Source organism: Rhodoferax sp. U11-2br, from assembly GCF_018619435.1.
GTDB lineage: Bacteria > Pseudomonadota > Gammaproteobacteria > Burkholderiales > Burkholderiaceae_C > Rhodoferax.
Genome location: NZ_JAHFZF010000006.1, coordinates 89,635 through 115,357, shown reverse-complemented (window position 1 = coordinate 115,357; position 25,723 = coordinate 89,635). Strand labels below are relative to the sequence as shown.

Sequence of the window (25,723 nt, the reverse complement as noted above, 5' to 3'; positions counted from 1 at the left end):
ATCCTTCAGAGGTTGCGCAATTCGCGCCGCAGGATTTTACCCACCGGGGTTTTGGGCAACTCGGTGCGGAACTCCACCACCTTGGGGTGTTTGTAGCCGGTCATGTTTTCCTTGCAGTAGGCGCGCACATCCACCTCGGTCAGGTTGGTATCCTTCTTGACAATGACCAGCTTGACCGCCTCGCCCGATCTGTCGTCGGGCACGCCCACACAGGCACACTCCAGCACGCCAGCCATCTGTGACACCACATCCTCGACCTCGTTGGGGTAGACGTTGAAGCCACTCACCAGAATCATGTCCTTTTTGCGGTCCACAATCTTGAAGTAACCACGCGCGTCCATGACACCGATGTCACCCGACTTGAAGTAGCCGTCTGGTGTCATGACCTGTGCGGTTTCTTCCGGGCGCTGCCAGTACCCCGCCATCACCTGCGGGCCCTTGATGGCGATCTCGCCGGGTTGACCCGGGGCCGATTCATTGCCATCATCGTCGAGCAATTTGAGCCAGGTGCTGGGCACCGGCACCCCAATCGCACCGGAATACTCGGTCACATTGACCGGGTTGCAGGTGGCAATCGGCGAGGTTTCACTCAAGCCATAACCTTCGCAGATGGCGCAGCCGGTCTTCTCAAACCAGAGCTTGGCCACCGCACTCTGCACCGCGGTGCCGCCACCGGCCGACACCACCAAGTGTGACCAGTCGACCTTGTTGAAGTCCGGGTGGTTGGCCAGTCCGTTGAACAAGGTGTTGACCGCCGGCAGCACATGCACCTTGTGTTTGGCCAGCTCGGCCAACACTGCCGGGAAGTCACGCGGGTTCGGGATCAGGATCAGTTTGCCACCCGCACGCAAGGACAGCATCATGCCCACGGTGAAAGCGAAGATGTGATAGAGCGGCAATGCGCAGATCGAGTTGATCTGTTCACCCGGTGCGATCCGGCCCAGCGCGGGCTGGAAGCAGGCGTCGGCCTGCAGCACGTTGGCGATCAGGTTGCGATGCAACAGCACCGCCCCTTTGGACACGCCCGTGGTGCCGCCGGTGTACTGCAACACGGCCACATCATTGGCCTGGATGCTGACCTTTTTCAAGCTGCTGCCGCTGGCCTGGGCCATGGCCGCGTTGAAGCGCACCGCGTTCGGCAAGGTGTAGGCGGGCACCATTTTTTTGACGTTGCGCACCACGTAGTTCACCAAGGTGCCCTTGAGCAGGCCCAGTTGGTCACCCATGGCACACAACACCACATGTTTGACGGGGGTGTGGGCCACACATTTTTCCAGCGTGGCGGCGAAATTTTCCAGGATGACAATGACCTTGGCGCCCGAGTCCTTGAGCTGGTGCTCCAGTTCGCGCGGGGTGTAGAGCGGGTTGACATTCACCAGTGTGAAGCCAGCACGCAGGATGGCCACCACCACCGCCGGGTACTGCAGCACATTGGGCATCATGACGGCGACCCGGTCACCCCGCACCAGCCCCAGGCTTTGCAGGTAGGCGCCAAAGGTTTGGCTGATCTCGTCCACCTCGGCGTAGCTCAGCTCCTTGCCCAGAAAGCTGTAGGCGCTGAGTTTGGCGTATTTGCTGAAACTCTCCTCCATCAGCTCAACCAGAGAGCTGTAACGGCCCTCGTCAATGTCTGCGGGAACACCTGGGGGATAGCTTTGCAGCCAGATGCGGTCGGTCATGGGGAAGTCTCCGGATTCTGAAGTGATGCAGGATTCTCACTCGCTGGGCGGCTGCCACCGTCTGTGTTTTCCCTAATTAGGGAAAAGCCCCCAAATCCGCAGGGCGGATGTGGGGGCTGGGGCAGCGTGTTCGGCCCTGTTGGCAGGGCTTGGCGGGTGGACGCTCAGGCCTTGAGTGCGGTCAGCACCTCGTCGAGCATTTTTTTGGCGTCGCCAAACAACATGCGGTTGTTGTCCTTGTAGAACAAGGGGTTGTCCACACCCGCGTAGCCCGAGGCCATGCTGCGTTTCATGACGATCGAGGTCTTGGCCTTCCAGACTTCGAGCACCGGCATGCCGGCAATCGGGCTGCTCGGGTCGTCCTGGGCGCTGGGGTTGACGATGTCGTTGGCGCCAATCACCATGGTGACATCGGTGTCGGGGAAGTCCTCGTTGAGTTCATCCATTTCGAACACGATGTCATAGGGCACCTTGGCTTCGGCCAACAGCACATTCATGTGGCCCGGCATACGTCCGGCCACCGGGTGGATGCCAAAACGCACATTGACGCCTTTTTCACGCAAGAACTTGGTGATCTCAAACACCGTGTGCTGTGCCTGTGCCACCGCCATGCCGTAGCCCGGCACAATGATCACGGATTTGGCATCACGCAGCAGGTCAGCGGTTTCCAGCGCCGTCACCGGAGTCACCTCACCGGCTGGCTGCGCTGCACCGCCAGCTGCCGGTTTGGGTGTGCTGGTGGTGCCAAAACCACCGGCAATCACGCTGATGAAGCTGCGGTTCATGGCGTTACACATGATGTAAGACAGAATCGCACCGCTGGAGCCCACCAGGGCGCCCACCACAATCAGCAAGTCGTTGGACAGCATGAAGCCGGTGGCCGCTGCCGCCCAACCGGAGTAGCTGTTGAGCATGGAGACCACCACCGGCATGTCGGCACCACCAATGGCCATCACCATGTGCACCCCAAACAGCAGCGCCACAATGGTCATCACAATCACCGGCAGCATGCCGGCCTGCACGTCGTGGGCCTGCATGAAGACGCCACCAAAGTAGATCACCACCAAGAGGCCCGCCAGATTGAGCCAGTGGCGCCCCGGCAGCAACACCGGGCTGCCACTGACGCGACCCGACAGCTTGCCAAAGGCGATCACCGAACCGGCAAAGGTCACGGCACCAATGAAGATGCCAATGTAGATTTCCAGTTCGTGGATGGTCTTAGCCGCACCTTCAAAACCGGCGCTGGCCGTCGGGTCGATGAAGGTGGCAAAACCCACCAGCATCGCGGCCAGGCCCACCATGCTGTGCATCAAGGCCACCAACTCGGGCATCTGGGTCATCTGCACCGTGCGTGCGGCGTACAGACCAATGCCGCCGCCAATCACCATGGCGCCAATGATCCACGGCAAACCGGCTGCGGTGACTTGGGGGCCAAACACCGTGGCCAGCACCGCCAGCGTCATGCCGACCATGCCGTAGAGGTTGCCGCGCAGTGCGGTGGTCTGGTTGGACAGGCCGCCCAGGCTCAGAACAAAAAGAATGGTTGCGCCAATGTAGGCAACCGTGGCCAAACTTGAAGACATCTCTGGCCCCTTCTTATTTGCGGAACATCGCCAGCATGCGCTGGGTCACGGCAAAGCCGCCGAACATATTGATCGCGGTGAGCACAATGCCCGCCGCCGCCACCCAGGTGATCAGGCTGTCAGGCCGATCTGTTGCACCTGTGATCGGTGAAATCTGCACCAGCGCACCAATCGCAATGATGCTGGAAATCGCGTTGGTCACGCTCATCAGCGGGGTGTGCAAGGCGGGTTTCACGTTCCACACCACCATGTAGCCCACAAAACACGCCAGCACAAACACCGTGAAGTGCGACATGAACTCCTTCGGCGCGTTGGCACCAATCAGCCAGAACAAGGCCGCCGCCACACCAAACAGGATGGCCAGTTTGTTACCTGCCATGGGCGCACTGGCTTCACCGTGGCCATGGGCCTTTTTGGCCGCAGGCGCTGCAGCGGGTTTGGCTGCTGCTGGGGCAGGTGCCTGCTTGGGCGCAGGTGCTGGCCAGGTGATGGCGCCGTCCTTGGTGACCGTCAGGCCGCGGATGGCATCGTCTTCCATGTTGACGTTGATCACGCCATCCTTGGTTTTGCACAGTTCTTCTGACAAGCGAAACAGGTTGGTGGCGTAGAGTGTGGACGATTGCATGGCCAGGCGCGACACCAGATCGGTGAAGCCAACAATGGTCACACCGTGTTTCACCACGGACTGGCCGGGCTCGGTCAGTTCGCAGTTGCCACCTTGTTCAGCTGCCATGTCAACAATGACACTGCCGGGCTTCATGCTGCGCACCATCTCGGCGGTGATCAGCTTGGGCGCGGGTTTGCCGGGGATCAAAGCGGTGGTGATGATGATGTCCACCTCCTTGGCCTGTTTGGCGTACATCTCGCGCTGGGCTTGCTGGAAGCCTTCACTCATGACCTTGGCGTAACCGCCGCCGCCAGAGCCTTCTTCCTCGTAATCCACCTTGACAAATTCACCACCGAGTGAGACCACCTGGTCGGCCACTTCGGCGCGGGTGTCATTGGCGCGCACGATGGCGCCCAGGCCTGCGGCGGTGCCGATGGCAGCCAAGCCTGCCACACCCGCCCCGGCGATGAAGACCTTGGCGGGAGGTACCTTGCCCGCAGCCGTGATCTGGCCGTTGAAGAAACGGCCAAAGGCATTTGCCGCTTCGATGACCGCACGGTAACCGGCCACACCAGCCTGTGAGGTCAGGGCGTCCATCTTCTGAGCACGGCTGAGCGTACGGGGCAAGGCGTCGATGGCCAGCACCGTCGCCTTCTTGGCGGTGAGCAACTGCATAAGTTCAGGATTCTGGGCAGGCCAAATGAAGCTAATCAAGGTGCCGCCTTCACGCATCAGGGCCACTTCATCCGCCGTTGGTGGGCGAACCTTGAACACAATGTCAGAACTGGCCCACAGTTGTGTCGCATCCGCAACAATCGTGGCACCGGCCTTTTGATACTCCGCGTCGCTGACATTGGCAGCCGCGCCCGCGCCAGACTGAACGACTACGGTAAAGCCCAGCTTGATCAGCTTGGCCACCACGTCGGGCACAGTCGCCACCCGTTTTTCACCCGGGAAAACCTCGCAGGGCACACCGATACACTGCGCCAACCTCGCAGATTCGGGTGAGCCTGACTCCACGGTCTGCCCCGACCGGGCAGCAGTGGCAATATCAGCTTGCATGGAATAACTCCTTAAATCCTTGCCAAAAAGACAACGCCAAGGTATGACGTCTGGGCAATCTGGCGAGCTTACAACAGTTTAAGCAGCCAAACGAGCAAGAGCGATGCCAACGAGGTGATTGACGCCCCATGGACAAGGGAGTCCTCACCAGCAATGGACAGCGGTGCATCCGGGATAATTCAGTCATGACTGACAGATGGAAACCGAGCGCCACCGTGGCGGCAATCATTGAACAAGACGGCAAGTTTTTGCTGGTAGAAGAACACACGCCCGAGGGCCTGCGCCTGAACAACCCGGCCGGGCATCTGGACGAAGGTGAAACCCTGGCGCAAGGCTGCCAGCGTGAGACGCTGGAAGAAACCAGGCACCTGTTCACCCCGACCCATTTGGTGGGCGTTTACATGTCGCGTTCTCAGCGTGCCGCCAATGGCACTGAAGATGCGCAGGATGTGACCTATCTGCGCTTCGCTTTTGCGGGTTCCTTGGGCGCGTTGGTGCCAGAGCGGCAACTGGACACCGGCATTGTGCGCACGTTGTGGCTCACCCCCGACGAGATCCGCGCCAGCGCCGCGCGCCACCGCAGCCCGCTGGTGGTGCAATGTATGGAAGACTATTTGAGTGGCCAGCGTTTTCCGCTGGACCTGATCCACACCGATGCCAGCGTCCACACGCTGGCCCAACTGGATACAACACCATGAGCGCCAAATCTCAGCGCGTGGTGGTGGGACTCAGTGGCGGGGTCGACTCGGCGGTGACAGCCTGGTTGCTCAAGCAGCAAGGCCATGAGGTGCTCGGCATCTTCATGAAAAACTGGGAAGACGACGACGACACCGGTTACTGTTCGTCCAACGAGGACTTTGTCGACGCCGCCGCCGTGGCCGATGTGATTGGCATCGAGATCGAACACGTCAACTTTGCCGCCGACTACCGCGACCGGGTGTTTGCCGACTTTTTACGTGAATACAGCGCGGGCCGCACACCCAACCCCGACATCCTGTGCAACGCCGAGATCAAGTTCAAGGCCTTCCTGGACCACGCCATGCGGTTGGGTGCCGACAAGATCGCCACTGGCCACTACGCTCGGGTGCGGCAGAACCCGGCCAGCGGCTTGCACGAGTTGCTCAAAGGGCTGGACCCCTCCAAAGACCAGAGCTATTTTTTGCACCGCCTGACCCAGGCCCAGCTGTCCAAAACGCTGTTCCCGGTGGGTGAGCTGCTCAAGACCGAGGTGCGGCGCATCGCGCTGGAGATTGGTCTGCCCAATGCCAAGAAGAAAGATTCCACCGGCATCTGTTTTATTGGTGAGCGGCCGTTCCGCGACTTTTTGAACCGCTACATTGCCAAAGAACCCGGAGCTATCAAAAACGACAAGGGCCAGACCATTGGTCAGCATGTGGGCCTGAGCTTTTACACGCTGGGCCAGCGCCAGGGTCTGGGTATTGGTGGCCTCAAGGCCAAAGGCGCACAGCGCGGCGGCGGTGACCACGCGCCTTGGTTTGTCGCACGCAAGGATGTGCAGAACAACACCTTGTGGGTGGTCCAGGGGCACGACCACCCCTGGCTGCAGTCGATGACCTTACAGGCCGGGCAAGCCAGCTGGGTCGCGGGGCACGCGCCACAGCAGCAGGCGCTTGCCGCCAAGACGCGTTACCGCCAAGCGGATGCGCCGTGTGAGTTAAGTGATGTGTCGGGTGAGCAGTTTGCGCTGACCTTCAGCCAGGCCCAGTGGGCGGTGACGCCAGGCCAGTCAGCCGTGTTGTACGACGGCGAGGTGTGCCTGGGCGGCGGCATCATCGACCACGCCAAGGTGCCTTAAAATACTCTGTTATTCATAGCTATCTGCCCTTGTTATATAAGGGCTAGACGGCTATTTGTTATATAAGCTTAGCCAATCCTGGCGAGCAGGCCTTCCATGTCCTTGAGCAGGCTTTCCATGGCCGGTGTCTGCATCTGCTCTGCCGGGATCTGCTGTTGCAACTCCTGTTCCATGTAACACAGGGTCATGCGCAGGTAGGTGCTGTCGAGCGCCTTGCGCACGGCGGAGAGCTGCTGGCTGATCTTCAGGCAGCTCTCACCCTCTTCGACCATGCGCTGCACACCGCGAAGTTGCCCTTCGGCACGGCGCAGCCGATTGATCACATCAGTGCGTGCCGTCTCGTTTGTTAATACCGTCATGAATGTGTTTCCTCGTTGACCAATGCTGAGCGTCGCCACGGGCGGGCGGACACCTGGCCCCGCTGCCGGGCGCTGCTATCCAGTCTAGCGTGCATAGCCGATTCAAGCCTCCGGCACACCCAGCTTCTTCAAGATGATGCCCAGCGGGCAAAAGTTGGTGAAGCCCGACTGGAACAGGTTGACACCCACAAACGCGGTGAACGCCAGCGCCCATTTGCTGACAAACAGCGGGCTACCCTCGACCCCAAAGGCCAGCGACAGCATCACAAACAGGCCCGCAAACACCATGATGTAGCGTTGTACCGTCATCTCACTCTCCTTGTAAAAAAATCAGTTGTCCAGCCTGTTGATACCGAGCAGACCCATGATGTATTTCTCGTAAATGGGCTCGGAGCTGCCTTTTTTGAGCTTGCGCATGAAGTACTTTTCATACGCAATCTTGGCCAGGTGCACCCACTTGCCTTTTTTGAACCAGTTCACATTGCGCGGCGGGATTTGCGGCAGGGCCACAAACGCGGCACCGGTGTCGCCCATGTCGGCCAGGCACACCGCGTTCCAGGTGCCTTTGCCGGTCACCGGCTTGCCTGCCAGCTCGTTGCTGATGTTGTGGCAGATGGCGCTCATCATGCTTTCGATCATGTAGCCGGTCTTGGGGCAGCCGGTGGGTACCGGTGTCACCTCCACCGGCGGAATCGCCACACACACACCGGCCGAGAAGATGTTTCGGTAAGCCTTGCTGCGCTGATATTCGTCGATCAGCACCATGCCGCGCGGATTGCACAGTTGGGGCACCGCAGCCACCGCATCCACCCCCTTGAAGGTGGGCAACATCATCGCCAGCTTGAAGCCAATGGCATGCTCTTTGACCGCGTTGCCCAGGTCATCGAGCTGGGTCACTTGCATTTTGTCGACCTCCACGCTGGTGGTCCGGGCGTTGGTGACCCACTTGATGTCGCGGTTGCGGAACTCGGACTCCAGCATCGACTTGCTGTCACCGACACCCTCCAGCCCCAGGTGGCCGATGTAGGGTTCACTGGTGACATAGGTCATGGGCACCTTGTGGCGCAGCTTGCGTCGGCGCAGGTCGGTGTCGAGCACCATGGCGAATTCGTAGGCCGGGCCAAAACAGCTGGCACCCGGCATGGCGCCCACCACAATCGGCCCGGGGTTGGCCAGGAATTTTTCGTACTCGGAAAAAAAAGCCTGGGCGTGGTCCACATGGCAGATCGAATGGGTGAAACCACCGCCGCCAGACGACAGAGGGCCCGCCCCAGGTACTTCGTCAAACGCCAGCTTGGGGCCGGTGGCAATCACCAGGTAGTCGTAGTCCAGCGTGTCACCGTCAACCAAGGTCAGCCGGTTGGCGACCGGGTCGATCAATGTCACCGCTTTGGCAATAAAGCCAATTTTCTTGCGTGTCAGGTACGGGGCAATCGGCAAAGTCACTTCTTCGCGTTGCCGCCAACCAACCGCCACCCAGGGGTTACTCGGCACAAATTGGAAGTAGGGGGTGATGTTGAGCACCGTGATGCGGTGCTCCGGGGGCAGCATTTCGCGCAGTTCGTAGGCGGCGGGCATACCGCCAATGCCTGCCCCCATGATGACGATATGGGCCATGTTTGTCTCCTGTTTTATGGGGAATAGTGAACATCAGTCGAGAGAAACCAGCGCATCTGTGTGCGCTTGGATACGACGCCGAAACAGCGCGTAATACAGGACAGGTATCACCACCAGGGTCAGCACGGTGGAAACCAGAATGCCAAAAATCAGGGAGATTGCCAGACCGTTGAAGATCGGGTCGTCCAGGATGAAAAAGGCGCCGATCATGGCGGCCAGGCCGGTGAGCAAAATCGGCTGGGCGCGCACAGCGGCCGAGGCCACCACGGCGTCCTTGAACGCGATGCCCTGCGTGAGCTGCAGCTCGATGAAATCCACGAGCAAGATTGAGTTGCGCACAATGATCCCGGCCAGCGCAATCATGCCAATCATCGAGGTGGCCGTGAACTGCGCACCCAGCAACGCATGCCCGGGCATGACACCAATGATGGTCAGCGGAATCGGTGCCATGATCACCAGCGGCGCCAGGTAACTCTTGAACTGCACCACCACCAGCAGGTAGATCAGGATCAGGCCCACCCCGTACGCGGTGCCCATGTCGCGGAAGGTCTCGTAGGTGATCTGGGATTCACCGTCCCACTTGATGGCGTATTGCCGGTAAGGGTCACTCGGCTGGCTGATCCAGTACTCACCCACCTCACCCGTACCGGGTAGGGCCGCTGCCTGCAGCTTGTCACGGATGGCGAACAGCCCGTAGAGCGGCGAGTCCAGCTGGCCAGCCATGTCGCCATACACATAGCTGAGTGGCTGCAGGTCTTTGGTGTAGAGCGGCTGGTCGATCAGACCTTGTTCCACCTGCACCAGTTCTGACAAGGGCACCAACTGGGCATTGCTGGCACGCAGGGGCAAAGCCAGTACCGCTGCCAGGTCCACCTGGTCTTGCAGTGGCAACTGCAGGCGCACCGGCACCGGGTACTTGCTCTGGCCGTCGTGCAGGTAGGCCGCATCTGCCCCACTGAGTGCCACTGCGGCGGTTTGCGCCACGGTCGCCACCGAAATACCCAGCGACTCGGCGCGCTGGCGGCGTACCCGCAGATAAGCGCGCGGCGCGTTGGCCTGCAACGAGGTGTCCACCCCCACAATGTCGGGCGTCGCCGCGAAGGCTTTGGCCACCCGGGCTGCCAAAGCCTGGCGACCCGCTTCGTCCGGGCCATACACCTCGGCCACTAGGGGGGACATCACCGGCGGGCCGGGTGGCACTTCCACCACCTGGATCAAAGCGTTGTGACGCTGTCCGATCTTCTCCAGCGCCGGGCGCAGGCGTTGGGCAATCGCGTGGCTTTGTTCATCACGGTGGTGTTTGTCGACCAGGTTGACCTGCAAATCACCGAGTTCGGCATCCGCCCGCAGGTAGTACTGGCGCACCAGCCCGTTGAAGGTGATCGGCGAGGCGGTGCCCGCGTAGGCCTGCAGGTTCAACACCTCGGGCTGCTGCGCCAGATAGGCGCCCAGCTCCTGCAAAGTGGCCGCGGTGTTTTCCAGCGGGGTACCGGCGGGCATCTCCACCAGCACCTGAAACTCGCTCTTGTTGTCAAAGGGCAGCATCTTGAGCACCACCCACTGCACCATCGCCATACCGACCGACAAAGCCAGAGCCACCAGGATACCGGCCAACAGCAGCCAGCGGTGGCGTGTACTGTCGAGAAACGGCGTCAACACCCGGGCAAAAAAGCGCTGCAGCTTGGCGCTTGTGCTGGTGCTTGGGTTGTGGCCTGCCTCCGGCCCGTGTCCTGACGGGCGCATCAGTGTTAATGCCAGCCAGGGGGTCACTGTGAAGGCAATACCCAGCGAAATGGCCATGCCCAGGCTGGCGTTGATCGGGATCGGGCTCATGTAGGGGCCCATCAGTCCGCTGACAAAAGCCATTGGCAACAAGGCTGCGATCACGGTCAGCGTGGCCAGAATGGTCGGGCCACCCACCTCGTCCACCGCCTGCGGAATGATCTGACGCAGCGTCGCCGTGGGCTCCAACTGCTGGTGGCGGTGGATGTTCTCGACCACCACAATGGCATCGTCAACCAGAATGCCGATGGAGAAGATCAGGGCAAACAGCGACACCCGGTTCAAGGTGAAGCCCCAGGCCCAGGAGGCAAACAGGGTGGCCGCCAGGGTCAGGATCACCGCCGTGCCCACAATCACCGCCTCGCGTCGGCCCAGGGCAAAACCCACCAGCAGGATCACTGAGCCGGTGGCAAACACCAGCTTCTGGATCAATTTGTTGGCTTTTTCGGCTGCGGTTTCACCGTAGTCACGCGTGATGCTGGTGCTGATGTTGGCGGGGATCACTGTGTTTTGCAGCTCTGCCACCCGGGCCCGCACCGCCTGGGTCACATCCACCGCGTTGGTCCCCGGTTTTTTGGTGACGGTGAGGGTGACCGCCGGGTGCACCGAGCCCGCTGTGGCAGGTTCTGCGGCGCTACCTGGTGCGCTGGCGCTCTGGTGCGCAGCACCGGGTGTGAACCAGACGTAACGCTGCGGCAGCTGGGCACCCACCTCAAGACGCGCCACCTCGCGCAAAAACACGGGCGCACCTTTGCTCACGCCCACCACCAGATCACCCACATCGTCGACGGAGCGCAAGAACTCGCCGGTTTCCACCTGGAGCATCTGGCCATCGGTGGCGTCGCTCTGAATCACCGAGCCGGACGGTTGGCTGACATTGGCGCCAGCCAGCAGTGCCTTGAGCGACAACACGTCCACACCGCGATCGCGCAGCCGCGCCGGGTCCAGCCAGACAAACACCGCCCGACCCGGCCCACCAATGGTTTGAACTTCACGGGTGCCGGGCACGCGTTTGAGTTCAGCCTCCACCGCATGGGCGGTGCGCTCCAGGTCCACCGCTGGCAGTGATTCTGGGCTCCACAAGGTCAGCGCCAGCACCGGCACGTCGTCAATGCCCTTGGGTTTAACGATTGGGCTCAGGGTGCCCAGGTTGCTTGGCAACCAATCCTGATGCGCGTTGAGCACGTCGTACAGGCGCACCAAGGCTTCGGTTCTGGGCACCCCCACCTTGAACTGCACCGTCAGCACCGCCATGCCCGGGCGTGCGACTGATATGGTGTGTTCTATGTCGGCGATCTGGCTGAGCACCTGCTCGGCTGGTAGCGCCACCATGTTTTGCACTTCGACGCTGCTGGCCCCGGGGAACGGGATCAGCACATTGGCCATGGTCACATTGATCTGTGGCTCTTCTTCACGCGGTGTCACCAGCACCGCAAACAAGCCCAGCAACACGGCCAACAAGGCCAGCAACGGGGTGATGGCGTTGTGCTGAAAGGCCCGCGCCAGGCGCCCGGAAATACCCAAGGGTTCAGGGTTTGACATGGTCATCTCACTGCGCCCGGGCGCCTGCGGCTAGGGCACGTGCACCTGTTAGCCCGGCTTTGACCGGGTCCAGCGCCACCTGGTCTTTGTCCTGCAAACCCGCCAGCACTTCAAACCCCTGTGGCCCGTGGTCGGTCCCCAGTCGTACCGCTTTCAGCTCAAAAGTGGTGCCACTGAGCGTGTAAACCGCCGTCAGCTCACCCCGGCGCAACACCGCTGCACTGGGCACCATCAGCCGCTGCTTTTGGCCAGCGGCAAAACGCACCCTGACCTGTTGCCCAGGCGTCAGCCCCGAGACCGCTTGTGCTGGCAGCTCCAGTCGCCATTCGATGGTCTGCGACACCGGGTCGGCGCCCGGTAGACGGTCAATACGTGTCGGGCGAATCCAGCGCATGGCGCCATCTGCTGCGGGCAACTCCACCTCGATCTGGCTGCTGGGTGTGAGTGACCCTGATCGCGACACCGGTACCTGCACCTCCACCCGCAGTGGCAGCGGGGCATACAGCGTCAGCAAGGTTTTGCCCGGCTGCGCCAAGTCGCCCACCTCGGCCTCGGTCTGCAACACACGGCCCTCAAAAGGCGCGGTCACACGGGTGAACCCCTGCGACACGTGGGCTTGGCGGACACCCGCTGCCGCCTGGTCAAGTGTCGCTCGCGCTGACCTGAGCTGGGCCTCGGCCGTGTCCATGGCGGCCGCGCTGATAAAACCCTGGCGCAACAGATCGCGGGTGCGGTCAAAGTTGGCCTGGGCGTTGTGCAACTGGGCCTGAGCCTGCGCCACCTGGGCCTGGCTGCCCTGCACACCGGCCTGGGTTTCGCTGTCATTGATGGTTGCCAGCAGCTGGCCGGTTTTCACCTGATCACCCGCCTTGACCAGCAGGGACAAGAGCCGACCGGAGACCTGGGCCGACAACGTGGCCTGCTTGACCGGCTGCACCACCGCGTCCATCTCGAACCCCTGGCCCACCGCTTGCAACTGCACCACCGCCACCGGAACCTGAATCGGGTTTTGAGCCCCAACCTGGGCACCCAACAACAGACCCGCTACAACCAGGCAGCACCTGCAGGATCTGATCGGTTTGACGCAGAACCATGGAAAAGAGATGGACATGGAGTTTCCTTCAAAATACGGTGGGGAGTATATGAGGAAGTTCAAAAAAGTGCCACAAACACCCAAGTGCACGCAGCACCCGACCCGACCAGCATCTGCCCATCAGGCAAAAAAAAGCCCCGATCACTCGGGGCTTGTTGAGCGGCTTCGGGCTTGCAGCGGCGCAAGCCCGAGGTTTGCGCGTGGGTCAGGCGCCGCGTGAACTGCGGTTCAGCAAGGCGTGCAACACAATCGCGCCAAACGTGGCGGTACCGATGCCTCCCAGCGCAAAGTCGCCAAACTTCAGGGTGAAGTCACCGGTACCCAGCACCAGCGTGATGGCGGCAACGATCAGGTTTTTGTTGTCGGCAAAGTCAACCTTGTTTTCAACCCAGATGCGCGCACCGGCCACTGCAATCAGGCCAAACACCACAATACTCACCCCACCCATCACCGGCAGCGGAATGGTTTGGATGATGGCGCCAAATTTGGGGCTGAAGCCCAGCACCACCGCCAGCAAAGCGGCGACCAGGAACATGGCGGTGGAATAGATTTTGGTGGCGGCCATGACACCTATGTTTTCGGCATAGGTGGTGACACCGGTGCCACCGGCGGCGCCGCTGACCATGGTGGCCACACCGTCACCGATGAAAGCACGGCCCATGTACACATCCAGGTTTTTGCCGGTCATGGCGGTCACCGCCTTCAGGTGACCCAAGTTTTCAGCCACCAGAATAATGGCCACTGGCGCAATCATCAACATGGCCTTGGCGTCAAACACCGGGGCGGTGAACGAGGGCATACCCACCCAGGCTGCGTTAAACAGGCTCGACAAATCCATCGGTTTGCCCAGGCCCAGGCCGTTGGTCAAGACCGCGTAGACGATGCTGGCCACAATCAGGCCCACCAGAATCAACAAGCGCTGCACCATGCCGCGTGTGAACACCGCCACCAGCGCCACACACAGGAAGGTGATCGCCTGCATCCAGCTCTCGAAGTTGTTGGCGGCCATGTTCTTGATCGGCACAGCAGCCAGGTTCAAACCAATCACCGCCACCACCGCACCGGTCACCACCGGGGGCATCAGTTTCTCGATCCAGCGGGTGCCCACCAGTTGCACCAGCAGACCAATGGCGGTGTACAACGCACCGCAGGCAATGATGCCGCCCAACGCCACACCCATGTTGGTGTTGAGACCCTTGCCAGCATAACCAGTGGCCGCAATCACCACCCCGATGAAGGCAAAGCTGGAGCCCAGGTAGCTGGGCACCTTGCCGCCGGTCATTACAAAAAAGATCAGGGTGCCGATGCCACTCATCAGAATGGCCAGATTGGGGTCAAAACCCATCAAGATCGGCGCCAGCACGGTCGCGCCAAACATGGCGATCACATGCTGCATGCCCATCACGGTGGTTTGGGGCCAGGGCAGACGTTCATCGGGGGAGATGACGCCGCCTTGGCGTAGCACCTCGGTTGATTTTTCAGTCCAATTCATGAAGCTCATGGGTTTCCTTGTTGTTGTCGTGCGCTCGCCCCTTTTGGAGGACACAGCGTGCGCTGTCCCCCAATGAAGGCGGCATGGTTTTGAAATATGCAGTGTGGGTGATGAAGTGGCTGGCAGAACCCCGGTTTCAGGGTTTTGTCGATGGCTCTCGCGTCAACCGAGGTCGTATTTTCGCAGCTTGGTTGCAGCCCTCTTCGGGCAAAAAAAAGCCTCACCAAGTTTGGGTGAGGCGGACACTGTTGAAGTCCTAAAAAATCCGGGTTTAGAACGGAATATCGTCATCCATGTCATCAAACCCGCTGGCCGGGCGGCTGGGTGCCGGTGCGGGTGCGGGACGTGGTGCTGGGGCGCTGGGACGTGGGGCTGGTGCCGGGCGGCTGTTGTAGTTGCCGCCAGCGTCGCCACCGCCGTAACCATCGTCTTCACCGGCGGGGCCACCCATGCCTTCGCGGCCACCGAGCAGTTGCATTTCATTGGCGATGATGTCGGTGGCGTATTTCTCCTGACCGTCCTTGTCGGTGTATTTGCGGGTCTTGATGCGACCTTCCACATACACAGGGCGGCCTTTTTTGAGGTACTGGCTGGCGATTTCGGCCAGGCGGCCAAAAAAGGTCACGCGGTGCCATTCGGTTTCTTCAACCATTTCGCCAGATTTGCTCTTGTAACGGCTGCTGGTGGCGATGGTGACGTTGGCCACCGGATCACCGCTGGGCAGATAACGCACTTCCGGGTCACGGCCCAAATTACCCACCAGAATCACTTTGTTTACCGAGGCCATAGTTTGCTTTCCATATTGAGAGTCAGGCCACGCTGCCTGAAAACGCGCACTTTATCAGGGATTGGCCGGGGCCTCCAGCGTCTTGGTTTGCGCCATCGTCATTGGCCAGGCCAGCCACAACCACAACATCATCAAGACACCACAGCCAGTAAACAGGGCGTGCGGCCCGCCCCATTGCATGGCCCAGCCCCCCAGCAGCCCACCGGCAAAAAAACCAATTGATTGCATGGTGTTGTAGACCCCGATGGCCGCACCGCGTGCGCTCAGTGGTGCCAGCCTGGACACCATGCTGGGTAGGCAGGCTTCCAGCACATTGAACCCATAGAAGAACAAAAACAGTAGCAATCCGAGTAAGTAGATAGAGGGCTGGAGGCCAATTTGCCACCATAAACCCAGCTGCACCAGCGCCATCAGCGCCACCGCGGTCAAAAACGCGGCACGCACATAACCATGCTTCTCCAACTGGAAAAAGCTGCCACCCATCACCACAAACGAGCCAACCAGCACCGGCAGGTAAAGCTGCCAATGCCGCGCCTGGGGCAAACCGGCCTCCACCAGCATCGACGGCACCGCCAGCCACATGGCGAGCTGCACCCCGTGCATCACAAAGCCGCCGTAGTTCAGGCGCAGCAGCTCGGGCAGGCGCAGCACATCCAGCCCCCGACCTTCTTGCTGGAGGCGGTGCTGCAACGGTTCGGGCGGCACCCACCACAGCACCGCCGCGATGCCCAGCAGCGACAGCAGCGCGGTCAGTGCAAAAATCGCGACCAGCCCGCCCCAGGCCGCCAGCACCGGCGCCACCACCAGCGACAGCGCAAAGGTGAGCCCCATGCTGGCGCCGAGCAAAGCCATTGACTTGGTGCGCACCTCGTCCCGTGTTTGATCGGCCAGCAAGGCGGTGACCGCCGCCGACACCGCACCGGCACCCTGCAGCGCGCGCCCCACCGACAGCCACAACAGCGACGGTGCCAGCGCCGCCACCGTGCTGCCCGCCGCAAACACCAGCAGCCCGGCGATGATCACCGGCTTGCGGCCAAAACGGTCTGAGGCCAGGCCATAAACAAACTGCAGCGCCGCCTGGGTCAGGCCATAAATCCCCAGCGTCAGCCCGATCAGGCCGGTGTTGTCACCACCGGGGTACTGCGCGGCTTCATGGGCAAACACCGGCACCACCATGAACAGGCCCAGCATGCGCAGGCCAAAAATCGACGCCAGAGACAAGTTGGCACGCCATTCAGCACGTGTCAAAGCGCTGGAGGCGGTGGGTGACAAGGTGGTGGGCATGTTGGTATGGCAGGGTCAACTCGGTTTGAAACATCATGCGCCTGCCAGGGCAAGCCATGGCGCGGCATTGTCACGGATCTTTGGCCGCGCCACCAGACGAACTTGGCCTGTCAGTGCGTCAGCTGGTGGGCGGCGTCGCAACCGTTCGCCACGGCTAGGTAACCGCACAAGCGTGGCGGCTTGCCGCTGGCAGAAAGATGGCCACCCAAGGTCAAGGCTTGTCTAAGATGACACCTTCACAGCCCGGCACCCGCCTCGTACTGCGGGTCTGCCATCGGTGGCAGCGTGTTGCCACACCGCCACGCTGCCCGGACAATCACCCTATTTGACATGAAGACCATGCTGACCCTTTCAAAAGACGCTCTTGAACTCATTGCCGAACGCAGGCAGTCTGTTGTCATTGATGTGCCGCAAACTGTGCACGGTTGCTGCATCGAAATCACGCCCTGCCCGTCCGTGCGTTTGGGCAAACCACGCGTCCCTGATCAGCACAGCTTGCAGCAGATCCAGGGTGCCGATGTCTTTGTGCCACACGATTTTCCCAGCATGCTGCCGCTGTCGATTCGTGCGAGGAAAGTGCTGGGCAGAAAGTTCCTGGCCATTGACGGCTGGAAACTGGTGTGAGCGTGGGCCGGGGTCAGCGCGACTGAAGCGCCAACCCGATGTCACTATCATCGCGGATTTACATAAGTTTCTGGCGCCACTATTCTTGGCGCGCCGCGGTGGACACAGCATGCTGATCGACATCCCCACGATGTTCCTGGTGAACATCGCCTTGTGCCTGACACTGGCGATCTCGATCGGCTGGGTCGCTGCCAACGAGGACCACGATGGCCTGCGGCCCCTCATTTTTGCGCTGACACTCGAAGCGCTGGCCTACTTCTTGTACGCCTTGCGGGGGCGCATTCCCGACTTCTGGTCGATCTTTATCGCCAACATGGCGGTCACTGGCAGTTATGCCCTGGTGGCCCTGGCGGTGGCCCAGTTTCAGCAGCGTCGACTCTCGCCGCTTCTGCTGTGGCTGCCCATGGGGGTGTTTGCGCTGGGGCTGTGGGCTGTTTTCCCCCATATCGTGTTCCGGATTGCCATCTCCAGCGTGGTTTATCTGGTACAGGACCTGATCCTGTTGTGGCTGCTGCTTGATGGCGCCAAGCGGACGGTCGGGCGGGGTCAGCACCTGCTCATGGTGGGGGTCACCCTCAACCTCTTGACCATGGTCTACCGTGCCTGGATGGCCCTCACGGACGAGCACCTGGTGGCGCACATCACCGATCCGGGCACATCACAAACGCTGGTGTACCTCTCGGCCTTTGTGTCCCTCACGTTGGTGGCCATCGGTTTTGTGCTGATGGCCAAGGAAGCCGCCGATGAAAAAACGCGGCTGATGGCGATGACCGACAAGCTGACGGGCTGCTGGAACCGTTTTCGCATCGAAGAGACCGCGCAGTACGAGATGCGGCGCCTGCAGCGTTACGCCACGCCGGTGTCGCTGATCCTGATCGATGTCGACCATTTCAAGGATGTCAATGACACCTATGGCCATGCGGTGGGTGACCTGATCCTGCGGGAGGTGGCGGCTACCGCGCAGGCCTGTGTTCGCAACACCGACGTGTTGGGCCGCTGGGGCGGTGAGGAGTTCATCGTGCTGCTCCCCGCCAGCGGTTTTTCGGCCGCAGCGGACAGCGCCGAACGCATACGCCGTGCCATCGAAACCAGCGTCTACGGTGACGGCCACAGGGTCACCGCCAGTTTTGGCTTTGCCTCCTACCGCTCGACCGACAGCTGGGACGAATGGTTACAACGTGCCGACCAGGCGCTGTATCAGGCCAAGGCGCAGGGGCGCAACCGGGTTGTCGCTGAACTGCCCTTGCTGCCAGCCAGCGCGTCTTCACCCCAGGGCACCGAATTGCTGCGGGTGGTCTGGCGCGACGTGTATGCCCTGGGCCACACCACCATCGACGCCCAGCACCGCCAACTGTTCGATGCCGCCAATACCCTGATCGACGCCATGGTGAGTGGTGCCGCCAAAGACAGCATCGCTGCGAAGATCGACGCCTTTGTGGCCCTCTCGGCACAACACATGCAGGACGAAGAGGCCATCCTGGCCCGCTCGGACTTCCCTGGCTGCGCCGCGCATGCGGCGCGGCATCAGCAACTGCTGGCGCGCGCCGAACTGCTGCGTGCGCGTTATGCCCGCGACCAACTCGACACCACCGAGTTGCTGCACTTTGTGGTGTTTGAGTTCACCGCGCAGCATCTGCTGATCGAAGACCGCAAGTTCGCCGCTTACCTCGGCGGCCACTGAGCCGGGCTCAGGGCCCAGGGCAGCTCGCTGTGATCCAGCACACGGCAAGAGACGGGCGAGCCAGACTTCACTATCATGGCGGGTTTCCTGGTGCATCTTCACCAGCCACTTTTGAGCAGCCACCGCTTTGAATACACCTGAAGATGGCAAGTACCTTGCCAAGGCCCTGCAGCACCAGCACATCAGCATCCGTGGTGCGCGCACGCACAACCTCAAGAACATCGACCTCGACATCCCGCGCAACCAGCTGGTGGTGATCACCGGTCTCTCCGGCTCGGGCAAGTCGAGCCTGGCGTTTGACACGCTGTATGCCGAGGGCCAGCGCCGTTATGTGGAAAGCCTGTCCACCTATGCACGCCAGTTTTTGCAGCTGATGGACAAGCCCGACGTCGACATGATCGAGGGCCTGTCGCCCGCCATCAGCATCGAGCAAAAAGCCACCAGCCACAACCCACGCTCCACCGTCGGCACGGTGACCGAAATCCACGACTACCTGCGTCTGCTGTTTGCACGCGCTGGCACCCCGTATTGCCCGGACCACCAGCTGCGGCTGCAGTCCCAGACCGTGAGCCAGATGGTGGATGCCACACTGGCGCTGCCCGAGGGCACCCGGCTGATGGTGCTGGCGCCGCTGGCGCGCGAAAAGAAGGGTGAGTTCCTGGAGGTGTTTGCCGACATGCAGGCGCAGGGTTATGTGCGTTTCAGGATCAATGGTGTTGCCTATGAGTTTGACCAACTGCCGGCGCTGAAAAAGACCGAGAAACACGACATCGACGTGGTGATCGACCGCATCAAGGTGCGCCACGCCCCAGCACCCAGCGCCTTGGTCAGTGATGCCGAGGTGGGAGACGAGCCAGAGATTGACGCGGCGGTGCAGGCTGCCCACGCCGACTATGCCGCGCTTAAACAGCGCTTGGCTGAGAGTTTCGAGGCCGCACTGCGGCTCGCCAACGGTCGCGCCATTGTTCTCGAAATGGATAGCGCTCAGCCCTTATCCGATAAGGGCTACAAGCCAAAAGAGCATGTATTCAACGCCAAGTTCGCCTGCCCGGTTTGTAACTACTCGATTGCCGAACTGGAGCCGCGGCTGTTCTCGTTCAACTCGCCGGTGGGCGCCTGCCCGAGTTGTGACGGTCTGGGCCAGCAGGAGTTTTTTGACCCGACCCGGGTGGTGGCCTTCCCGACCTTGAGCCTGGCCAGCGGCGCCATCAAGGGCTGGGACCGGCGCAACGCCTACTACTTTGCGATGCTCGAGAGCCTGGCCGCGCACTACAAGTTTGACATCGATCAGGCGTTTGAAGACCTGCCCCCCCATGTGCAGCAGGCGGTGCTGCAGGGCTCGGGTGAGGAAGAGATCAAGTTTGCCTACACCCTGGACTCCGGCGCCAACGCGGGCAAAAAGGTCGTTAAGAAGCACCCGTTCGAGGGCATCATCCCGAACATGCAGCGGCGTTACCACGAGACCGACTCGTCGGTGGTGCGCGAAGACCTGGCGCGTTACAAGAGCACCCAGCCCTGCCCGGTGTGTGGCGGCAGCCGCCTGCGCACCGAGGCGCGCCACGTCAAGATTGGTGAGGGTGCACAGGCCCGTGCCATTTTTGAACTGAGCCACCAGACCCTGGCCGAGTGTTTTGCCTACTTCAGCAGCCTGAGCATGACCGGTGCCAAGGGCGACATTGCCGCCAAGGTGGTGCGCGAGATCAGCCTGCGCCTGAAGTTCCTCAACGACGTGGGCCTGACCTACCTGAGCCTGGACCGCAGCGCCGAAACGCTCAGCGGTGGCGAGAGCCAGCGCATCCGCCTGGCCAGCCAGATCGGCAGCGGCCTGACCGGCGTCATGTATGTACTGGACGAGCCCAGCATCGGCCTGCACCAGCGCGACAACGACCGCCTGATCGACACCCTGAAGCACCTGCGCGACATCGGCAACAGCGTGCTGGTGGTGGAGCATGACGAAGACATGATGCGCGCCGCCGACCACATCATTGACCTCGGCCCTGGCGCCGGGGTGCACGGCGGGCGGGTCATGGCGCAAGGCACGTTTGATGAGGTCAAGGCCAACACCCAATCCCTCACCGGCCAGTACCTGGCGCACACCCTGAACATTGACGTCCCGACCCATCGCACCGCCTGGCTGCCGTCTGAGCCGGTGCGCGTGGTTGAGAAACCCAAAGCCTCACGCTTTGCCCCGAGTCCGGCGGCCATCCGGCGTGCGGCCCGCGAGGCGGTGCACCTGTCCACCCAGGGCGAGATGCAGGCGCTCAAAGTCATCGGTGCCAGCGGCCACAACCTCAAAAACGTCGACGTGGCGTTCCCGGTCGGCCTGTTCACCTGCGTCACCGGTGTCTCGGGTTCGGGCAAGTCCACCCTGGTCAACGACACACTCTACAAAGCGGTGGCGCGCACCATCTACCGCGCACATGACGAGCCGTCTGAACACAGCAGCATCGAAGGCATCGAGTACTTCGACAAGGTGATCAACGTCGACCAGTCTCCGATTGGCCGCACCCCCCGCTCCAACCCGGCCACCTACACCGGCCTGTTCACCCCGATTCGTGAACTGATGGCCGAGGTGCCCACCGCACGCGAACGCGGTTACGGCCCGGGGCGTTTCAGCTTCAACGTCAGCCAGGCCAGTGGCGGCGGGCGTTGCGAGGCCTGCGAGGGTGACGGCATGGTCAAGGTCGAGATGCACTTTCTGCCCGACGTGTATGTGCCCTGCGACGTCTGCCAGGGCAAACGCTACAACCGCGAAACCCTGGAGGTGCTCTACAAGGGCAAAAACATCGCGCAGATCCTGGACCTCACCGTCGAAGCCGCGCACGAATTTTTCAAGGCCGTGCCGACCATTGAGCGCAAATTGCACACCTTGCTGGACGTGGGGCTGAGTTACATCCGCCTCGGCCAGGCCGCCACCACCTTGTCGGGTGGTGAGGCGCAGCGCGTCAAGTTGGCGCTGGAACTCAGCAAACGCGACACCGGACGCACGCTCTACATCCTGGACGAACCCACCACCGGCCTGCACTTTGCCGACATCAAGCTGCTGCTCCAAGTCTTGCACCAGCTGCGCGACGCGGGTAACACCATCGTGGTGATCGAGCACAACCTGGACGTGATCAAAACCGCCGACTGGCTGATCGACATGGGCCCCGAGGGCGGCAGTGGCGGCGGCACCGTGGTGGGTGTGGGTACACCGGAAACGCTGGCGGCCAACCCGGCCAGCCACACCGGGCGGTATCTGGCGCGACTGCTGTAAGCACGGCTTGATGCTGGCCACAAGCTGTGCCAGCATCCACATCGATCATGGTCGTGGCGTGACGGACTGACCCGGCGCCACGAACCCGCCGTTTGACTTTTGCAGGAGCCCGCCATGCACACGCGAATCGATGAGCTGCACAGCCACCAGGCGCGGCGCAACAAGGTGGTCAGCGCGATGGAGGCGGTACGGCTGATCCACGATGGCGACACGGTGGCCACCGGTGGTTTTGTGGGCATCGGCTTTGCCGAAGAAATTGCGGTGGCGCTCGAGCAACGTTTTTTGTTGGCGCAGGACAACACCGGTCTGGGTGCGCCGCAGAACCTGACCCTGATCTACGCCGCAGGCCAGGGCGACGGCCAACACCGTGGGCTTAACCACCTGGCCCACCCGGGGCTGGTGGCGCGGGTGATTGGCGGGCACTGGGGTCTGGTGCCCAAGCTGCAGCAGATGGCGATCAACAACCAGATCGAGGCCTACAACCTGCCCCAAGGCGTGATCACCCACCTGTTTCGCGACATCGCGGCGGGCAAACCCGGCACCCTGACCCATGTCGGTCTCGACACCTTTGTCGACCCGGCTCACGGCGGCGGCAAGGTCAACAGCCGCACCACGGCCGACCTGGTGCAGCGCATGGTGATCGACGGGCGCGACTATCTGTTTTACAAGGCGCTGCCGATCCACGTGGGCATCATCCGTGCCACCACCGCCGACCCCGACGGCAACCTGAGCATGGAGCGTGAAGCGCTCACACTCGAAGCGCTGGCAATTGCCATGGCCGCGCGCAACAGCGGTGGCATCGTGATCGCGCAGGTGGAGCGCTTGGCCGAGCGCAACACCCTGCACCCGCGCAGCGTCAAGGTGCCTGGTGTGCTGGTGGACGCGGTGGTGGTGGCCAGCGACCCGGCCTACCACATGCAGACCTTTGTCGAGGCCTACAACCCGGCCTATTCGGGCGAAATCCGGGTGCCGCTCGACAGCATGGCGCCGATGCCCCTCAACGAGCGCAAGGTCATCGCCCGCCGCGCCGCGCTGGAGTTGCGGCCCAACAGTGTGGTGAATCTGGGCATTGGCATGCCTGAGGGTGTGGCCACGGTGGCCGCCGAAGAAAAGGTGTTTGACCTGCTGACCCTGACCGCCGAACCCGGTGTGATTGGCGGTGTACCAGCCGGTGGCCTGAGTTTTGGCGCTGCCATCAACGCCCAGGCCATCATTGACCAGCCCAACCAGTTCGACTTTTACGATGGCGGCGGGCTTGACATTGCCTTTCTCGGGCTGGCGCAGGCGGATGCGCAAGGCAACCTGAATGTCAGCAAATTTGGTGGGCGCCTGTCGGGTGCGGGCGGCTTCATCAACATCAGCCAGAACGCCAAAAAAGTGGTGTTTGTTGGCAGCTTCACCGCCGGTGAGCTCGTGACTCGGGTGGCTGATGGGCGCCTGTTGATCGAGGGTGAAGGCACGCAGCACAAGTTTGTGCCCCAGGTGGAGCACCGCACCTTCAGCGCGCGCGAGGCGATCCGGCGCGGCCAGCAGGTGCTGTATGTGACCGAGCGCTGTGTGCTGCGCCTGATCGGCAGCTTTGAGGCGCCCGCGCTGGAGCTGATCGAGATCGCGCCCGGTGTTGACTTGCAACGTGATGTACTGGGTCAGATGGACTTCAGTCCCGTCATCAGCCCGCACTTGAAGCTGATGGAGGCCGCGCTGTTCCACCCCGAGCCACTGGGCCTGCGCGAACGCCTGCTGAGCACACCGCTGGCACAGCGCCTGGAACTCAATGCCGAGCATCGGCTGCTGTTCATCAACTTTGAGGGCTTGTCCATTGACAGCCAGGACGACATCAGCGAGATCGAGGCGCAGGTCAGCGACCTGCTGGCGCCGTTGGGCCACCAGGTGGCGGTGGTGGTGAATTACGACAATTTCAGCATCCCGCCCACCCTGCTTGATGCCTATTCCAGCATGGTGCAGGGCCTGACGCAGCGCTTTTACAGCCAAGTCACCCGTTACGGCACGGGTGGTTTTTTGAAGGCGCGCCTGGAATCGGGCAGGTCGGCAAAAACAAGCACCTGAGTACGCATCGGCTGGTGTCAAGCGGACTGTCTTACTCGTTGTCAATAGCATTCATCCCTTTTTTGACAGCGGTTCTCTCATATCCAAGTGCACCAATGGGCGGTCTATTGGATCGAGGCCTCGGGTCGCTCACGCTTGGCCTGCCAGTACTGGCGTAGCAAGGCAACGACCAATCAGGGCGTTGCCTGTGCGCAGCTCAGGTGCGCCGAGGCAGATCGCCCGCAGGGCCACAACACAGGCGGTTCATCCTGCGCGCAAGGACTCAGCCTGAGGGTGTCTGCAATTCACTCAATGTGCAGCTTGTGTGTCACGTTGGTCGCCAGCTTCTTGGGCAGCGTCAGTGTCAGCACACCGTTGTCAAACTTGGCTTTGGCCTGCGTTTGGTCGATGTCCTGTGGCAGCTGGAAACTGCGTGACACCGCGCCAAAATAGCGTTCACTGCGCAGCACGGTGTCGTTGTCACCACTGCTGTCCTGCTGTTTCACCTCGGCTTCCAGCGTCACCAAGTTGCCGTCCAGCGAGACATGGATGTCTTCTTTCGGTACACCCGGGATCTCGGCATGCACGGTGTAGCCATCCTTGTTTTCCTTCACATCCACCTTGATCTGCGCGGCAGACGGCAGCGGGTCGCCGTGCAGGGGTCGGACGTAAAAAGCCGGAGCAAGGTCGCGGAAAAAGTCGTTCAAAAGAAAGCTGCGGTTGGTCAAGGCATTCATGGCATCCTCCTTCAGGTTTGAACTCGGACTGAGCGTCCGGCTTGTGAACACCGGGGCTCATCCGTACTGAAGATGCGGTGCAGCGGACGACTTTTCAAGCCCTGTGCGGGCGCAGCTGTGGGGCTTATTTGCCCTTGATGCCCAGCAGTTCCACCTCAAATAGCAGTGTGGCGTTGGGCGGAATCACACCGCCTGCGCCACGCGTGCCGTAGGCAATGGCGGCAGGGCAGGTGAGTTTGGCCTTGCCGCCCACTTTCATGCGTTGGACACCTTCGGTCCAGCACGGGATGACATTGCCCAGCGGGAATTCAATGGCCTGGTTGCGTTTGTAGGAGCTGTCGAATTCGCGCCCGTCCGGGAAAGTGCCGCGGTAGTTGACCTTGACCACGTCGCTGGCCAGCGGGCTGGCGCCGCTGCCGTCCTGGAGCGAGCGGTACACCAGTCCGCTGGCGGTGACAACGGCGCCGCTTTCTTTGGCGGCAGCTTCCAGGGTGGCGTCTGCGGCCCAGGCCACCGACAAGTTGACCAACAGGGCGCAGGCTGCGGTGATGTGTAAAACAGTTTTCATGGGGACGTGTTGTGGGGTAAAAGCAAGGGGCCGCCATTGTCGCCGCCGTCTGGTTCACCTGAACGGGTCACTGGAATGGGCTGGTGTGGCGGGCCAGAGACTGGCATC

At 61.5% G+C, this 25,723-nt stretch carries 19 protein-coding genes; 6 read left to right on the top strand and 13 right to left on the bottom strand.

All coding sequences use genetic code 11. The annotated features are described in order from the left end of the window. Nucleotides 1-5 precede the first annotated feature (5 nt). The 3 genes from KKO72_RS05950 to KKO72_RS05940 all read right to left on the bottom strand — a co-directional run bounded on the left by KKO72_RS05950 (nucleotide 6) and on the right by KKO72_RS05940 (nucleotide 4,931). The gene (locus tag KKO72_RS05950) at nucleotides 6-1,679 is read right to left on the bottom strand and encodes a long-chain-fatty-acid--CoA ligase (RefSeq protein WP_214936422.1); all 1,674 of its coding nucleotides are present in this window, start codon (nucleotides 1,677-1,679) and stop codon (nucleotides 6-8) included. A gap of 164 nt (nucleotides 1,680-1,843) precedes the next feature. Continuing rightward, nucleotides 1,844-3,262: a Re/Si-specific NAD(P)(+) transhydrogenase subunit beta gene (gene pntB, locus KKO72_RS05945; protein ID WP_214936420.1), complete on the bottom strand. Its 1,419-nt coding sequence runs from the start codon at nucleotides 3,260-3,262 to the stop codon at nucleotides 1,844-1,846. Nucleotides 3,263-3,275: 13 nt separating this feature from the next. Beyond that, nucleotides 3,276-4,931 (bottom strand): Re/Si-specific NAD(P)(+) transhydrogenase subunit alpha, encoded by a 1,656-nt coding sequence (locus KKO72_RS05940; protein WP_214936418.1) that lies wholly within the window; start codon nucleotides 4,929-4,931, stop codon nucleotides 3,276-3,278. Nucleotides 4,932-5,116: 185 nt separating this feature from the next. Between KKO72_RS05940 and KKO72_RS05935 the strand changes: the two genes are divergently transcribed. Then, nucleotides 5,117-5,629 (top strand): NUDIX hydrolase, encoded by a 513-nt coding sequence (locus KKO72_RS05935; RefSeq protein WP_214936416.1) that lies wholly within the window; start codon nucleotides 5,117-5,119, stop codon nucleotides 5,627-5,629. Beyond that, complete coding sequence (mnmA, locus tag KKO72_RS05930; protein WP_214936414.1) at nucleotides 5,626-6,747, top strand: tRNA 2-thiouridine(34) synthase MnmA; 1,122 nt, start codon at nucleotides 5,626-5,628, stop codon at nucleotides 6,745-6,747. The genes KKO72_RS05935 and mnmA overlap by 4 nt, the downstream gene beginning before the upstream one ends. A 68-nt stretch (nucleotides 6,748-6,815) precedes the next feature. Here the strand turns inward: mnmA and KKO72_RS05925 are convergent, their stop codons facing one another. The 8 genes from KKO72_RS05925 to KKO72_RS05890 form a co-directional block, all read right to left on the bottom strand. After that, nucleotides 6,816-7,106, bottom strand: coding sequence for a metal-sensing transcriptional repressor (locus KKO72_RS05925; RefSeq protein ID WP_078364642.1), 291 nt, complete (start codon nucleotides 7,104-7,106; stop codon nucleotides 6,816-6,818). Nucleotides 7,107-7,208: 102 nt separating this feature from the next. Continuing rightward, nucleotides 7,209-7,415 carry a DUF2892 domain-containing protein gene (locus KKO72_RS05920; protein WP_214936412.1) on the bottom strand — a complete coding sequence of 69 codons (207 nt, stop codon included), beginning with the start codon at nucleotides 7,413-7,415 and terminating at the stop codon, nucleotides 7,209-7,211. A 21-nt stretch (nucleotides 7,416-7,436) separates the two neighbouring features. Then, entirely contained in the window at nucleotides 7,437-8,723 is a 1,287-nt protein-coding gene (locus KKO72_RS05915) for an NAD(P)/FAD-dependent oxidoreductase (RefSeq protein ID WP_214936410.1), read from the bottom strand. Nucleotides 8,724-8,756: 33 nt separating this feature from the next. Beyond that, nucleotides 8,757-12,053, bottom strand: coding sequence for an efflux RND transporter permease subunit (locus tag KKO72_RS05910; RefSeq protein ID WP_214936408.1), 3,297 nt, complete (start codon nucleotides 12,051-12,053; stop codon nucleotides 8,757-8,759). Nucleotide 12,054: 1 nt separating this feature from the next. Continuing rightward, nucleotides 12,055-13,158, bottom strand: coding sequence for an efflux RND transporter periplasmic adaptor subunit (locus KKO72_RS05905; RefSeq protein ID WP_214936406.1), 1,104 nt, complete (start codon nucleotides 13,156-13,158; stop codon nucleotides 12,055-12,057). Between the two features lie 187 nt (nucleotides 13,159-13,345). Beyond that, a complete protein-coding gene (locus KKO72_RS05900; RefSeq protein ID WP_214936404.1) occupies nucleotides 13,346-14,641 on the bottom strand; it encodes a solute carrier family 23 protein in 1,296 nt (431 codons plus the stop codon). A 262-nt stretch (nucleotides 14,642-14,903) separates the two neighbouring features. Further along, nucleotides 14,904-15,419 carry a single-stranded DNA-binding protein gene (gene ssb / locus KKO72_RS05895; protein WP_214936402.1) on the bottom strand — a complete coding sequence of 172 codons (516 nt, stop codon included), beginning with the start codon at nucleotides 15,417-15,419 and terminating at the stop codon, nucleotides 14,904-14,906. A gap of 54 nt (nucleotides 15,420-15,473) precedes the next feature. Then, entirely contained in the window at nucleotides 15,474-16,703 is a 1,230-nt protein-coding gene (locus KKO72_RS05890) for an MFS transporter (RefSeq protein ID WP_251140480.1), read from the bottom strand. Between the two features lie 339 nt (nucleotides 16,704-17,042). On the opposite strand from KKO72_RS05890, the gene KKO72_RS05885 reads away from it, so the two are divergent. The 4 genes from KKO72_RS05885 (at nucleotide 17,043) to KKO72_RS05870 (ending at nucleotide 24,331) form a co-directional block, all read left to right on the top strand. Beyond that, complete coding sequence (locus KKO72_RS05885; RefSeq protein ID WP_143541644.1) at nucleotides 17,043-17,327, top strand: CC/Se motif family (seleno)protein; 285 nt, start codon at nucleotides 17,043-17,045, stop codon at nucleotides 17,325-17,327. A gap of 109 nt (nucleotides 17,328-17,436) precedes the next feature. After that, nucleotides 17,437-19,008, top strand: a complete 1,572-nt coding sequence (locus KKO72_RS05880; RefSeq protein WP_214936400.1) for a diguanylate cyclase — start codon at nucleotides 17,437-17,439, stop codon at nucleotides 19,006-19,008. A gap of 127 nt (nucleotides 19,009-19,135) precedes the next feature. Continuing rightward, nucleotides 19,136-22,264, top strand: a complete 3,129-nt coding sequence (locus tag KKO72_RS05875) for an excinuclease ABC subunit UvrA (RefSeq protein ID WP_214936398.1) — start codon at nucleotides 19,136-19,138, stop codon at nucleotides 22,262-22,264. A gap of 114 nt (nucleotides 22,265-22,378) precedes the next feature. After that, nucleotides 22,379-24,331 (top strand): acyl CoA:acetate/3-ketoacid CoA transferase, encoded by a 1,953-nt coding sequence (locus KKO72_RS05870; RefSeq protein WP_214936396.1) that lies wholly within the window; start codon nucleotides 22,379-22,381, stop codon nucleotides 24,329-24,331. A gap of 284 nt (nucleotides 24,332-24,615) precedes the next feature. Here the strand turns inward: KKO72_RS05870 and KKO72_RS05865 are convergent, their stop codons facing one another. Beyond that, complete coding sequence (locus tag KKO72_RS05865; protein ID WP_214936394.1) at nucleotides 24,616-25,047, bottom strand: Hsp20/alpha crystallin family protein; 432 nt, start codon at nucleotides 25,045-25,047, stop codon at nucleotides 24,616-24,618. A 124-nt stretch (nucleotides 25,048-25,171) separates the two neighbouring features. Further along, nucleotides 25,172-25,615, bottom strand: a complete 444-nt coding sequence (locus KKO72_RS05860) for an FKBP-type peptidyl-prolyl cis-trans isomerase (protein ID WP_214936392.1) — start codon at nucleotides 25,613-25,615, stop codon at nucleotides 25,172-25,174. Between the last annotated feature and the right edge of the window lie 108 nt (nucleotides 25,616-25,723).